The 13,510-nt window shown below is 44.3% G+C and carries 12 protein-coding genes; 7 read left to right on the top strand and 5 right to left on the bottom strand.

Annotated elements, in window-relative coordinates; genetic code table 11:
- The first annotated feature begins 355 nt into the window (after positions 1-355).
- Both pfkA and pyk read left to right on the top strand, forming a co-directional pair.
- The gene (gene pfkA / locus U0033_RS28965) at positions 356-1,336 is read left to right on the top strand and encodes a 6-phosphofructokinase (protein ID WP_072361773.1); all 981 of its coding nucleotides are present in this window, start codon (positions 356-358) and stop codon (positions 1,334-1,336) included.
- A 10-nt stretch (positions 1,337-1,346) separates the two neighbouring features.
- Positions 1,347-2,786: a pyruvate kinase gene (gene pyk, locus U0033_RS28960; protein WP_072361770.1), complete on the top strand. Its 1,440-nt coding sequence runs from the start codon at positions 1,347-1,349 to the stop codon at positions 2,784-2,786.
- A 64-nt stretch (positions 2,787-2,850) separates the two neighbouring features.
- Here pyk and U0033_RS28955 read toward each other — a convergent pair whose 3' ends face one another.
- Complete coding sequence (locus U0033_RS28955) at positions 2,851-5,625, bottom strand: TonB-dependent receptor (protein WP_072361767.1); 2,775 nt, start codon at positions 5,623-5,625, stop codon at positions 2,851-2,853.
- Between the two features lie 261 nt (positions 5,626-5,886).
- Here U0033_RS28955 and U0033_RS28950 point away from each other — a divergent pair, with 261 nt between their 5' ends.
- The 4 genes from U0033_RS28950 to U0033_RS28935 all read left to right on the top strand — a co-directional run bounded on the left by U0033_RS28950 (position 5,887) and on the right by U0033_RS28935 (position 9,871).
- Positions 5,887-6,873, top strand: a complete 987-nt coding sequence (locus tag U0033_RS28950; protein ID WP_072361764.1) for a helix-turn-helix domain-containing protein — start codon at positions 5,887-5,889, stop codon at positions 6,871-6,873.
- A 40-nt stretch (positions 6,874-6,913) separates the two neighbouring features.
- Complete coding sequence (locus U0033_RS28945; RefSeq protein ID WP_072361761.1) at positions 6,914-8,272, top strand: NAD-dependent succinate-semialdehyde dehydrogenase; 1,359 nt, start codon at positions 6,914-6,916, stop codon at positions 8,270-8,272.
- Positions 8,273-8,322: 50 nt separating this feature from the next.
- A complete protein-coding gene (gene coaA / locus U0033_RS28940; RefSeq protein WP_072361759.1) occupies positions 8,323-9,267 on the top strand; it encodes a type I pantothenate kinase in 945 nt (314 codons plus the stop codon).
- 73 nt (positions 9,268-9,340) lie between these two features.
- Positions 9,341-9,871, top strand: a complete 531-nt coding sequence (locus U0033_RS28935; RefSeq protein ID WP_072361756.1) for a YceI family protein — start codon at positions 9,341-9,343, stop codon at positions 9,869-9,871.
- Positions 9,872-10,056: 185 nt separating this feature from the next.
- On the opposite strand, the gene U0033_RS28930 is transcribed toward U0033_RS28935, so the two are convergent.
- Positions 10,057-10,188 (bottom strand): hypothetical protein, encoded by a 132-nt coding sequence (locus U0033_RS28930; RefSeq protein ID WP_262487763.1) that lies wholly within the window; start codon positions 10,186-10,188, stop codon positions 10,057-10,059.
- Between the two features lie 205 nt (positions 10,189-10,393).
- On the opposite strand from U0033_RS28930, the gene U0033_RS28925 reads away from it, so the two are divergent.
- Positions 10,394-11,140 carry a GntR family transcriptional regulator gene (locus U0033_RS28925; protein ID WP_072361753.1) on the top strand — a complete coding sequence of 249 codons (747 nt, stop codon included), beginning with the start codon at positions 10,394-10,396 and terminating at the stop codon, positions 11,138-11,140.
- Positions 11,141-11,213: 73 nt separating this feature from the next.
- Here U0033_RS28925 and tssD read toward each other — a convergent pair whose 3' ends face one another.
- From tssD to U0033_RS28910, 3 genes are all read right to left on the bottom strand, one after another.
- Entirely contained in the window at positions 11,214-11,603 is a 390-nt protein-coding gene (gene tssD, locus U0033_RS28920; protein ID WP_072361749.1) for a type VI secretion system tube protein TssD, read from the bottom strand.
- Between the two features lie 172 nt (positions 11,604-11,775).
- Complete coding sequence (gene tssO / locus U0033_RS28915) at positions 11,776-12,288, bottom strand: type VI secretion system TssO (RefSeq protein ID WP_072361746.1); 513 nt, start codon at positions 12,286-12,288, stop codon at positions 11,776-11,778.
- A 29-nt stretch (positions 12,289-12,317) separates the two neighbouring features.
- Positions 12,318-13,493 carry a hypothetical protein gene (locus U0033_RS28910; RefSeq protein ID WP_072361743.1) on the bottom strand — a complete coding sequence of 392 codons (1,176 nt, stop codon included), beginning with the start codon at positions 13,491-13,493 and terminating at the stop codon, positions 12,318-12,320.
- Positions 13,494-13,510 lie beyond the last annotated feature (17 nt).

Here is a 13,510-nt window from a genome sequence, read left to right as displayed (position 1 = left end):
GTAAAAATTAAAGCAGGTAGACGTTGCATTATTGCATTTAAATTATACATATGTATATTTTTTTAAAAAAATACTCTATTGGTTAACTGAAATTGAAAATTTTCTTTAATTCATCAGATTACTATTAGAAAGAATATCCAAAATGTTATTTTTGTGCGCCAATTAAATATTTTTCTGGCAATTTATGCATAAGGAATGTGATAATCAGGAAAAGAAGCTGACTTGCGGAAAGAGATTGTTAGAATATTCGGAGTATACCACTATGACACATTTGGGGTATAAACTGGGCATCACAGGTTCAACGTCGGGGAATTCCCACATAAAAACAACGTAGAGAGGGAAATATAACATAACTATGAAAAAAGTTAACAACATTGCGGTCCTTACATCAGGCGGAGACGCGCCGGGCATGAATGCTGCCGTTCGTGCAGTTGTAAGAACGGGAATTTACAATCAGCTGAATGTTTTTGGTGTCATGTATGGTTACAGGGGAATGTTGAAGAACGAAATCTTTCCTTTGGAGTCTAAATCTGTTGCCAACATTATACAGCGCGGTGGTACAATCTTAAAAACAGCCCGTTGTAAAGAGTTTTACGAAGCCGAAGGCCGTAAAAAAGCCTACGAAAATTTAAAGAAGCACAACATCGATGGTATCGTAGTAATCGGTGGCGATGGTTCTTTCAATGGTGCGTACAAGATGAGCCAGGAATTTGATATTCCGTGCATAGGTCTGCCAGGCACAATTGACAAAGACATTGCCGGTTCAGATTTTACCATTGGGTTTGATACAGCTGTGAATACAGCAGTAGATGCGATAGACAAGATCCGTGATACAGCTGATGCACACGACCGCTTATTTATCATAGAAGTAATGGGGCGTGATGCTGGTTATATAGCTCTCCACAGTGGTATTTCTACTGGTGCTGAGCACATTATGACTCCTGAGCACATTATCGATGTTCAAGACATTATCCTGGAACTGCAGGCTAACGAACGCCGCAAGAAATTAGTAAACATCATCGTGGTAGCAGAAGGTTCTGCTGCTGGTGGCGCAGAAGCGGTAGCACGCCAGATTAAGGAACAATGTCCTCAACTGGATACCCGCGTAACCATCCTCGGACATATTCAACGTGGTGGTAGTCCTACCTGTCAGGACCGTATCCTGGCTAGCCGTATGGGTTATGCTGCTGTAGAAGCGTTGTTGAATGGCACTTCCAATGTTATGGTAGGAATTGTAAACAACAAAATCCAATATACACCTCTGGAACAGGCCATTAAAGCCAAAGAGCAGATCGATCCGGAATGGTTTAAAATAGTAAAAATACTTGCGAGTTAAAATAAGAGCTATGAGTACACAAGATATATCTAAACACAAAACGAAGATAGTTGCCACAGTAGGACCGGCATGCGACACTTACGACAAATTACTGGCCCTGGTAAAAGCCGGCGTAAACGTGTTCCGCCTGAACTTTTCACATGGCTCTCACGAAGACAAACTTCGCATCATTGGCTACATTCGCCAGATCAACGAAGTTGAATCTTTCAATGTTGCCATCCTGGCTGACCTGCAAGGACCAAAACTGCGCGTAGGTGAAATCGCTAACAATGCGCTGCCACTGGTTCCGGGTATGATCCTGACTTTCGTAAACGAGAAGGTAGTTGGTACTGCCGAAAGAATATATGTATCTTATGCTGATCTGCATAAAGATGTAAAACCAGGTCAGAAAATTCTGCTGGATGACGGTAAGATCGAAACTGTAGTAAAAGAAATCACTGCTGCAGGTGAAATCAAAGCTGAAGTTACCCTGCCAGGTGTTCTGTCTTCTAAGAAAGGTTTCAACCTGCCAGATACTAAAGTATCTCTGCCAGCGCTGACTCCAAAAGACGTAGAAGATCTGGAATTCATCATCGACCATAACTGTGACTGGGTTGCCCTGTCATTTGTAAGAGATGCTGCTGACCTGCAACTGATTCGTAAACGTTTGAAAGAACGTAACTCTAAGATCAAAGTTATCTCTAAGATCGAAAAGCCTGAGGCTATCGCAAATCTGAAAGAGATCATCTGGGAAAGCGACGGCGTAATGATCGCTCGTGGTGACCTGGGTGTGGAACTGCCAGTAGAGCAGATCCCAATGATCCAGAAAGATATTATCCGTAAATGTATTCACCGTGCTAAGCCGGTAATCGTGGCTACCCAGATGATGGAATCCATGATCGACCGTACCCGCCCTAACCGTAGCGAAATCACTGACGTAGCTAATGCGGTGCTGGAAGGTGCTGATGCTGTGATGCTGAGCGGTGAAACTGCAACTGGTCAGTTCCCAGAACTGGTTATCCAGACTATGCGTAAGATCATCGGTGAAGTTGAGAAAGAAGAAATCATCTACAACCGTAACCTGATCCCTCACCGTCATTCTCCAACCTTCCTGAGCGATGCACTTTGCTACAACGCTTGTAAGATGGCTGAAGACCTGGAAGCAAATGCACTGGTTGGTATGACCCAGAGTGGTTACACCGGCTTTATGCTGAGCAGCTACCGTCCACGCTCTCCACTGTTCGTATTTACTAAAGAAAAGACTTTGGTAAATCAGCTGAGCCTGAGCTGGGGTGTACGTGCTTTCTACTACAATGAAGAAATCGGTCTGGACAATATTATCAAAGATCAGATCAGCACCCTGAAAGATAAAGGATTCCTGAAAACTGATGATATCGTTGTAAATACTGGTTCTACTCCGGTAGCAGAACACCTGCCAACAAATACTATCAAGGTTTCTAAAGTTCTGTAGGAGCTTTATAAAAATACAAAACAGGAACGGCTCCCGAAGGGAGCCGTTCCTGTTTATTGAAAAATTAAAAGTCTAATGCGATTCTCGTAAATAAGCGCATACCATTGACCCCCATCTGCACAGGATCCCAGGCACCACCCGCTTCACCATCAAACGCTGAAAGCTTCGCTCCTTGCACATAGCCTAAATCAGGATGTACATTAAATACATTATCCACCCCTACAAACAGGTTGATATGCCGGCTGAATTTATGACTTACATAAAGATCAGTCACCAGCTTTCCTTTGTACACAAATAATTCCGGCACTGTTTTTCCACCTTCATCCAGTTCTACGATCGGGTTAATACCGGTACCTGACAGGTCGCCGGAATAGCCGTAACCAAAGAGCGATATCTTACCAAAGTAAGTGAGGTGTGAACCAAAACTCCATTTATCGAAACCATATTCCAGGTTGAGGCCCATCTTCACCGGTGGCGCAGAAGCTTTTACAAAGCGCTGCTCACGGTCGCTGAAGAAAGATTGACGATGTACATAGCTGTCATTCAGCTTCGCTGGTACGTTAATTTTGTCAATACTCATCTGCTGCACATTGCCTGTAAATAATACACGGAAATGCTGATTGCTCCAGCGTTTGTTGTAATCTACCACGAGGTCTACCCCGTAGTTGGAAGTATTCACAGCATTGGCAAAGAACTGTGCATTGTCAATGTGCAGGGCGTTAAGTGTGTTATATACTTCTGCATCCAGGGTTGTATCCCCTGCATTAAACTGCCCGGAGAGTACGATACGATCTTTTACCTTCACATAATATCCATCTACTGTTACAGTTAGTACAGGCACTGGTTTCCAGGTAAAACCGAGACTGGCATTCAGCGACTTTTCCTGTTTCAGATCAGGGATGCCTGCTGCCCGGGTGATCGCATTGTAATTAGGCGCAATCTTTACTTCGGAAATAGTACCCCCCTGTACGTTAGTATACTGGGAACTGTAGTTGATCTGTTGCAGGGAAGGTGCCCTGAAACCTGTACTGACAGAGGCACGGATATTAAAATTGCTCGTAAGCTTGTAACGGGTAGCCAGTTTATAATTCGTCGTGAATCCAAAATCCGAATAGTTCTCTGCCCTGATAGCAGCACCTACCAGCCATTTATCGGTTACATCCATTTCTGCGTCTACATAGGCAGCTATGTTACCACGATTGGCGGCCACCTCATCGCTGGGGCGATAACCGGGGAAGCCCTGGGAACCCGTGGCTTTATAGAAAGTAGGATCGTAATTGGTGTATGACGCTTCTTCACCAGCATAGATGCTATATCTTTCATAGCGGTATTCGGCACCAAAGGCAAGGTTTAAATGATGAATTGCTTTAGTGAAGGTCACATTAGTGGTGTTCTGTAAAAATGAGAAACCGCCATCATCGAAGTGCGTGGGCGATTTTGCCCCCAGGGAGGCGTTGAAGGTCTTATCCCCATAAAAATGAAAATTGTTTCTGCCCAGGGTATTGCTCACATCCCAGGTCCAGCCTTCTCCAAATTCACCTTTTACCCCTACAGCTGCAGAGACATCACTGACATGGGTCTGGATATGAGGATCGAAAATGGTATCGTCCGGCACAGCATACATAATATCTTTATGGAAGATCAGATGACCACCGTCATCAGTCGGGAAACGGTCCGGGTGACCTGCAAAGGAGCGGGAATAGGCAAAGGCATCGGAGCTTTTATAATTATAACCACCAAATGCATACAAGGAAGTTTTTCCCGTACCCAGGGGTACTTCCAGGTTGATCATTCCTCCCCCATTCATGCGGGATCCATCACCAGCTCCTCTTCTCACACTATTGACAGGCAGTCCATCTTTGTGATTCAGGTCTGTATCCAGGGCTTGCCGGTAGGTTTTACCCTGAATGAGAAAATTGCCGGAGAAGTTCAGGAAACCACCATGTCTTCCCAGTGGAAGGCCATAACTAAGGCCCAGGGTACCCGTATTACCATCAATGGGAACGCCGTATTGATATTGAGATTGCTTACGGCCAAACCAGGTATTATACTTATGGTCATAATAGCCGGCATAACCTGCGGTGACATTGAGGTGGTTCACATCTTTTTTGAGGATAATATTGATCACCCCGGCGATGGCATCGGAGCCATATTGTGCGGAGGCCCCGTCGCGCAGAATTTCGACCCTGTCAATGGCAGCTTCTGGAATAGCATTGAGGTCTGTGCCGGAGTTACCCCGGCCACGGGTACCATAAACGGCTACGAAGGCGGTCTGGTGCCGTCTTTTCCCATTAACCAGTACCAGGGTTTGATCAGGTCCCAAGCCCCGGAGAGTAGCCAGGTCAATCATGTCTGCGCCATCACTCCCACTCTGCTTGTTGTAATTCAGGGAAGGGGCGGCCATGTTTAAGATTGCAGTCAGGTCGGTTTTAGCAGTGGGGAGGGCTGCCTGGGCGATAGGGATGACATCTACCGGAACAGGGGTTTCGGTTCTGGCCCTACCTGTACCACGGCTACCTACGAGCACGATCTGGTTCAATTCCGAGACAGCGGAGACTAATTTTACATCGACCACGGAGCGGCCATTGACTGAAATCGCCTGGGCATTGAAGCCGATGGCACTGATTTCGAGCACGTCCGTGGCTTTGGCTTCGATTACATATTCCCCGGACTTGTTTGTTAAGGAGCCGGCACTACTTAGTTTGACTCTTACAGTGATTCCTTCTAATGGGGCGCCAGTGGTGGCATCTGTGACTTTTCCGGTTACTTTTTGTTGTGCGGTGGCTACAGTGAGGCAAAGGCATAGCAATGCCAGACAAGACACGATTTTGGTTGCCATATTTACAGGTTTGGGTATGATTAAATATAATCATTTTTGGGTTAGAATACTATTACTCAATTACCAGGTGGCGTACCTGTTCTCTTCTTTATTGCCCGGAAATCAGCCAGATTCCCTTCGGGCAAGGCTATTGATTTTTAAGCCATTCACTGGCCCATACGGATGCCGCTGCCATTTTAGGGGATTAAAATTCAAATTTTATCGCTTTATTTATAGGTATTTTGAGTACCAAGGGCTAAGGTTAAGCTACTTATATCTGATATGAATTTAATCAGACAGGCAGAACAACAAATTTTCGCCGACTTCGTCAAGGTCGAAAATGTTCCCGAGATCATGCATTCCTATATTATTCCTTACGCGAGGAGAACGGTATATGGTAATGCCCGCGTTTTTGTATTCAAGCAATTGCTGGAAGCGCCCCCATACCGGGTATGGCAACATCATGCCATCACTTCCCAGGTTACAGAAATTCATCCCCGGGTAGATGCACCGGGTTTACATTTAGGAGTGACTCTTAGTTCCCTGAATGTCCATTCCATGATGCGTGGAGGGTTCACCGAACATGTGCAGCAGGGAGATCTGAATTTATTTTACGTAACCCAAGAAGAAAAAGCGGTGACTATACATCCGGGTACGCATTGCTTTCTTAACATCGAGTTTGATGAAGCCTTACTCCCTTCACTGGCGGATAATGCGTTTCTTGAAGAAACTATATTACCTGCTATTGCAAATAACCTGCGTGGTGGTGTGATCAACATGAATGGTGTAACAATGGATGCCTATTGTTCATTACTCCTTGAACAAATACGGAATCCACTGGGAGGAAATACCTTTGCACGCAGCCGGTACATTAGTAAGCAATGTGAATTGTTACTCATTCATTTCTTTGCACGGCTACAAAAAGAACTTGTTGAATACCCGCCACTCACCAATGAAGATGTGAATAGTATTGATAGTGTGAAAGCGCATATTAAAGCGAATACAACTGGAATTTCCACAGTGGAATTGTGCCAGCTGTTCGATATTCCTGTTGCAAAATTACAGGAGGGTTTCAAAGGTTTGTATGGTACCAGCGTAGAGGCTTTTGTGATCCTGTGGCGACTGGAAAAAGCAGCGTTGTTATTAACAAAGAAAGATGCATGCCTGGAGAAGATCGCAAAGGAAACAGGGTATAAAAATGTGGATACTTTCGTGAATAGTTTTACACGGTATTATAATTGTACTCCTGAACAGTTCAGGAAATTATAATCCTTACTTTTACAGCCCAGGGAATCAAAACTTTATTCACATGAGTATTTTCAAGAGTATTAATCCATATACAGAGGAAACCATTGCTGAATATACAGCGCACACTCCATCAGAACTGGAACAAAGATTAGCGAAAGGACATCGGGCACATCAGGCATTGAAACAAACTTCACTTGAGCAGCGTTGTACATGGATGCAGCGGCTTGCGGACCTGCTGAAAGAGAACGCGGATGAACACGCCTTTATTATCACCCAGGAAATGGGGAAAACCCTGAAGGAAGCGAAAGCTGAAGTACTGAAATGTGCCACTTCGGCCGAATATTATGTACAAAATATTGGTAGTATGCTGGCACCGAAAATTATCAAATCTGATGCACAGCAGAGTTATATCTCCTACGAACCTAAAGGAATTATCCTGGCAATTATGCCCTGGAATTTCCCTTACTGGCAGGTATTCCGCTTTGCGATTCCAAATATTCTGGCGGGCAATGCGGGGATCCTCAAGCATGCCAGTAATGTAAGCGGTTGCGCACTGGCCATCGGGCAGGTCTTCCTGGAAGCCGGTTTCCCTGAAGGCGTGTTTCAAGCGGTACTGGTGAACTCCAAACACATGGAGCCCCTGATTGCGGATGAGCGGGTACAGGGCGTAACCCTGACAGGGAGCACCGCTGCGGGCATGAGCGTGGCAGGGCTGGCAGGAAAATATATCAGGAAAACGGTATTGGAACTGGGGGGCAGTGATCCCTTTATTGTGCTGAAAGATGCGGAGCTGGAAGCCGCTGCACGTACTGCTGTGAAGGCCCGTTTTCAGAACGCTGGTCAGTCCTGCATTGCTGCAAAACGCTGGATCGTAGACCAGGCAATAGCTGACGAATTTACAGAACGGGTGACGACACTCATACAGCAAATGAGCCAGGGAGATCCTATCTTGCAGACCACTGACATGGGGCCAATGGCTCGTCCGGATCTGGCAGCAGAGTTAGGACATCAGTTACATCAGTCAATCGAACAGGGTGCGAAACTGATAACCGGCGGGCAGCGATCCGGGGCCAATTTTGCTCCTACCCTGCTTAGCGGTGTAAAACCTGGTATGACAGCCTTTGACGAAGAAACCTTTGGACCATTGGCTGTGATCATTAACGCTGAAAATGAACAGCATGCTATTGCATTGGCGAACCAGACACCATATGGACTGGGGTCATCTCTCTGGACCAGCGATACCGGTAAAGCGGCAAAACTGGCTACACAGATTGAAAGCGGCAATGTATTTATCAATGCCATGGTGCGTTCTGATGCCCGTTTGCCATTTGGTGGTGTGAAACAATCGGGATATGGAAGGGAACTTTCTCAGGAAGGCACACATGAATTTTTGAATGTTAAAACGGTTTACATAGCTTAGCACCCTGAAACAACGGAATCGAATCAACAGGTCAACAGCATCTAAACTAAATGACACGGAACAACTACGCTCCCTATATCACTATTGCCCGTGAAGAATGGGCAAATAAAAGTGATGAGCCCACGGAACACCTGATCAAAGATCTTGACAAACTGCATGGGTTAAATGAGCCGCTAACGAAGGAAGAAGTTACACAAATCTACGTGCCGCTGTCACGCCTGCTTAATCTGTATGTAACAGCTGCGCAGGAGCTACATGCAACTACAAATACATTTCTGGGTAGCAAAGTTACCAAGGTACCTTATATTATTGGAATTGCCGGTAGTGTAGCAGTTGGGAAAAGTACCACAGCCCGTGTGTTGCAAAGGTTGCTGGCTGCATGGCCCAATCATCCGAGAGTAGCATTGGTAACTACCGATGGTTTTTTGTATCCTAACAGGGTATTGGAACAGCGGGGCATTATGAACAGGAAAGGTTTTCCGGAGAGTTATGATATCAGGAGGTTAGTACAGTTCCTGGCCAACTTAAAGTCAGGAAAAGAAAAGGTGGCAGCACCGCTGTATAGTCATCTTGAATATGATGTGATGGCGAATGATATGCAGTGGGTGGAGTCTCCGGATATTGTGATTGTAGAAGGTGTGAATGTATTACAGGTAAGGCCAAGGCCGCTGGGCTCACCGGAGCCAAGTATCTTCGTATCGGATTTTTTTGACTTTTCTATATTCGTAGACGCAGAAGACAAAGACCTGGAGATGTGGTATATAGAACGGTTCAAGTCGCTGCGCACAACAGCATTTACTAATCCGGAATCTTATTTTCACAGGTATGCACATCTTACGGATGCGGAAGCCGAAGAGATAGCAAGAAAGATCTGGAATGAAATCAATAAGCCCAATTTGGTGCAGAATATACTGCCGACAAGGTTTAGGGCGAGTTTAATTCTGGAGAAAGGGAATCATCATTTTGTACAGTCACTGAAGTTAAGAAAGACTTAAAATATTCGAACGGTTTTGCTAAATGGCAAAACCGTTTTTTTTTCGCCTACATTTAGCAAAATTTTCAAGCACAATGAAAAAATTCCTCCTACCTGTAACAGCCTTTGTTATTTTGGTTGCATCAGCATTTACGGTTCTCTCCGGACCTGATTATAAAATTGCTGCAGGCTACGCTGTTAAATTTTCGGCCTCAGGTGCCAATGGTATTTTTAAAGATTTAAAGGGAAAGATTGTCTTTGATGAGCAGCACCTGAATACATCTAAATTTGATGTAACGATTGATGTATCCAGTATCAATACAGGCAATGGGTTGAAGAATACACATGCGAAAGGTGATAAATGGTTTGATGCGAAAAAGTATCCGGCTATCACATTTACGTCTACAGAAATAACGAAATCCGGAAGCGGCTATGTTGCAAAAGGGGAGTTGACAATGCATGGTGTAAAGAAACCTTTATCTATTCCGTTTACGTTTACGAAAGCGGGTAATGGCGGCACATTCACAGCAAAATTTGATGTGAACAGAAGTGATTATGGCGTGGGAACGCCGGGTGGAAAAGTGGATGATATAATTAAAATGGAAGTGAATGTACCGGTGAATTAAGTTGCTTTTAATATAGGAGACAGCTTTGGCTGCCTCCTGTATTAAATGTATGAACATATAAACATGAGTATCATTTTTGATAAGCTGCCCAATCCATCGTATAATTCCCCGTTTCTCCCCTGAAATCCCCGGACCCTTTAGGGTACCTGTCTGCACATCATACCATTCGTAGAAACCATAGTGGTTTAGGACACGATCCAGCATAGGCTGAGTCCATCATATGCCTCTTTTATCACACCATTTGCGGCAAGGGCCATGACCATTCTTCCTTCAAACCAGTTCCTGGCGCTGGCATTAAGATAGACATAAGGTTTCATGTTAGGGAATTCCTTTTCAGGATAAGGAGTATACACTGTAATGCCGATGGTGGCATATTTTTCTCTGCTACTTCCTTAAATATGAGGCAGCCAGATCGTTTTGCCAGGCAGTCGCCAGCAGGGGGCGAAAGCATGAAATAACCGAAGAAGATCTTTATCCCCATAGCATGTATGTACATACAAACATAATGATTAATTTTAGCAGATGGAAATGAGTATTGATCATCAGAATCCGGTTCCATTACATATTCAGGTGGAGCATTTGCTGCGGAATATGATCAGGGATCCGAAGTATGCGGGTGGGCAGTTTTTACCGAATGAGGTAGAGCTGGCGAAGCAGCTGGCTATTTCAAGATCTACATTGCGGCAGGCGCTGAATAAACTTGTATATGAGGGATTGCTGTTGCGCAAGAAAGGTGTGGGCACAAAAGTGGCCGAATTAGACCGGATTAGTTCAAAGGCGAAGAACTGGATCAGCTTCACCCAGGAAATGCAGGCACGGGGCTTAAAAGTGCGAAATTTTGAGTTACATGTTACATGGGTATTGCCGGATAATGATACCGCGGAATTTTTTGGTATCACAGCCACACAAAAGATATTGAAATTAGAAAGATTGAGAGGAACACCGGATGGCCCTTTTGTTTATTTCATTTCCTGGTTTCATCCCAGGATTGGGTTGACAGGTGAGGAAGATTTTAAGCGGCAGTTGTATGAAATATTGGATAAGGATTATGGGGTGGTAGCTGTTTTATCGAAGGAGGAAGTGAGTGCGAAAGCGGCGGATAAATTTGTGGCAGGAAAATTAGAGATTGATGCGGGGAGTCCGGTACTGTTCAGGAGGAGATTTGTGTATGATAAGAATGATTTACCGGTGGAGTATAACCTGGGGTATTATAAAGCGGATAGTTTTATATACACGGTAGAGAGTAGAAGGGAATACAACAAGCCATAAAATATATAAAGCCCCTCCGCGCCAGCGAAGGGGCTTTTAAAAAGGGCATAATTTTCTTTAGCAAATCATCCCACTACTTTACCCATTCATTGATATGGGAAGCGTTACCCATGGCAATTTCACGGGCAGAGATAGTGAATGACACCATCATCGGATTCTGGTTATCAGCATCGAAGGTTTCTTCGAACTTCACCAGGTATCCTTCCTTGAAGTTGAGTGATTTCAGCTTAGCATCAGAATCTCTTTTGTAGAACGTGATAGTACCATCCTTCCTTTCGAAGTTGTTTACCATCCATTCAAACAAATCGGTATCACCATTAGATTCTACTGTTAATCTGATGCGGCCGCCGCGGGTAATAGCTGAAGGGCGACCAGTTGCATCTACTTCCTGGGTGAGGTCGTAGCTACAGTGTTTAACAACCATCTGTTTTCCTGCTACTTCAAACACGGATTTGAATGACATGGGTTAAATGTTTAAGGTTTACAATAAAGAATTAACAATTAAGAGCTATCTATTTATTTATCTATTTATGATGCTCCAAAAATAATTATTATTCCATTTACCGCAAAGCTCATATGGTCATTTAACAAATTAGAATTTTAATCATTTATCATTAACAACATGTGTAGAATATTTACCTGCTTCTCATTAACTGCCTGTTGTAATCCAGCTCGCTGCGGGCATTTTCAAGCTCTTTGTTCAGATCGCTGATCTTTTCTTTGAGCTCTGCAATACTTTGTTGTGCATTAGATAATCCACGCAATTGCTGTTTACTTTGTTGTAATAAAAGACAGTTCTGAATGATGTTTGCATACAAGCCATAATGAGTTACTGCATCCTTAGGTATAGAGTTACGCATACTCACCAGATCCTGTGCAATTACCTGATCCATATAATTCGCATTCTGATTAGGCAGATTAATAGAATCGAGATTGTTTCTCACTCTCTCCAGCTTTGCCAGGAACTCACCCTGAAACGCCTGCTCCTGGCGGAATGTAGCGAGCTCTTTACGTAGCTCTGCATTCTCGCGGTTTGGCACCTGGAAGTTGAAAAATACGGCCAGTACAAACAGGCCTACTGTAACTATAAAAAATAACAGGAACCATAAAAAAGCGGATAATCTTTCCTGTTTGTTCAGTACACGCATGTGATATTAAATTGAGTTGATAATTAGGATCAATCTGTGAAAAACCATTTTTTGGTTTTATGCTTACGGATGTATTCTGCATCCTCTGCACTTTCTTCTTTTACGAAGATGCCACTATCCATCTTACGACCAATGTAATCCAGCCTGCTCAGGCTTTCGAACAACTTGTTGATCGCGCGTACAAAAGGGATCATAGGTTGCAGACACTCTCTTACATCTGTGTGTTTATAGCGGATGTTTGCACAATTTATCATCAGGGTTTCCAGTTCACCCTGTTTCAGTTCACACCATTCTGAAAAGTAATTCAGCAGTTCTTCTTTACCTGCACTTGCACGCTGATCGATCGCATTCTTCATAGTACGGGCCAGGCCTGCTATTACTTCCAGCATCGCTGCGGGTGTTTGATAAATACCTAACCAGCGGAACTGAGAAATGCGCGTACCCAGGTATTGTACTAATCTTTCTGTGATGTACAATACTACCTGTGCCAGGTCATTATTCTGATTACGTGAATATACTTTCTGAACAATGTGCACGCCGTACATTTCCAGCTGACCGAGGAACTGATCCAGCTCCTGGTGCAGGTCTGCCAGGGAAGGATGCGCATACACCATTGTACAGGGTGGTATGTAATCATCATCCATCTGCGGACGACCATCTACGATATTGATACGCCCCAGTATCATTTGATAACTACCGAGTTGCCCTTGTGGTAACTGTGATGCAGGTGTTACATACAGATGGTATTCCGGTGTAGCATACGGCAATCTTGGCGGATCTTCACGCAGCAAAGGTTCTCCGCTTGGCTGGCGGTCGAAAGGGTTTACCTGTATGAGGATGTAATATGCATTTTCTGAGTGCAGTGGATCCCAGTTAAATGTAGCTTCAGGAAACGTGGTCGCATATTTCAGCGAGTGTACAGTATGTTCAGGGATCTCAATTCTTGCACCACCGGGGGTAACGGCACGGCATTCGGTGAGTTTGATCCTCCATTGCTGCTGATTGTCGGTTACAAACCAGCAACGTAATGATTCTTTACTTTCTGCTTTTGCAGGCAGCAATCCGTAGTTCTGCGCATGCAAGCCGCTGGAAATAGCATCCCTTATCTGATCCAGCATTGCGTTTTCTGTTTCAACGAAATGCTGTTTTTTTATCTTCATTCCATCAACCCAGTTGACGGGAAAATATTTGAGCGGTTCTGCCATGGATGAATAATTTTAAA

Origin of the sequence: Chitinophaga sancti, from assembly GCF_034424315.1 — a bacterium.
GTDB classification, from domain to species: Bacteria; Bacteroidota; Bacteroidia; order Chitinophagales; family Chitinophagaceae; genus Chitinophaga; species Chitinophaga sancti.
This window is presented reverse-complemented; position numbering and strand designations above follow the sequence as displayed.

Bases quoted from the DNA above. Each gene is read 5' to 3' on its own strand.
- U0033_RS28955 (WP_072361767.1), bottom strand. From the start codon at position 5,625: ATGGCAACCAAAATCGTGTCTTGTCTGGCATTGCTATGCCTTTGCCTC.
- pfkA (WP_072361773.1), top strand. From the start codon at position 356: ATGAAAAAAGTTAACAACATTGCGGTCCTTACATCAGGCGGAGACGCG.
- U0033_RS28950 (WP_072361764.1), top strand. From the start codon at position 5,887: ATGAATTTAATCAGACAGGCAGAACAACAAATTTTCGCCGACTTCGTC.
- tssD (WP_072361749.1), bottom strand. From the start codon at position 11,603: ATGTCATTCAAATCCGTGTTTGAAGTAGCAGGAAAACAGATGGTTGTT.
- U0033_RS28935 (WP_072361756.1), top strand. From the start codon at position 9,341: ATGAAAAAATTCCTCCTACCTGTAACAGCCTTTGTTATTTTGGTTGCA.
- U0033_RS28910 (WP_072361743.1), bottom strand. From the start codon at position 13,493: ATGGCAGAACCGCTCAAATATTTTCCCGTCAACTGGGTTGATGGAATG.
- U0033_RS28930 (WP_262487763.1), bottom strand. From the start codon at position 10,188: ATGAAACCTTATGTCTATCTTAATGCCAGCGCCAGGAACTGGTTTGAA.
- pyk (WP_072361770.1), top strand. From the start codon at position 1,347: ATGAGTACACAAGATATATCTAAACACAAAACGAAGATAGTTGCCACA.
- tssO (WP_072361746.1), bottom strand. From the start codon at position 12,288: ATGCGTGTACTGAACAAACAGGAAAGATTATCCGCTTTTTTATGGTTC.
- U0033_RS28925 (WP_072361753.1), top strand. From the start codon at position 10,394: ATGGAAATGAGTATTGATCATCAGAATCCGGTTCCATTACATATTCAG.
- U0033_RS28945 (WP_072361761.1), top strand. From the start codon at position 6,914: ATGAGTATTTTCAAGAGTATTAATCCATATACAGAGGAAACCATTGCT.
- coaA (WP_072361759.1), top strand. From the start codon at position 8,323: ATGACACGGAACAACTACGCTCCCTATATCACTATTGCCCGTGAAGAA.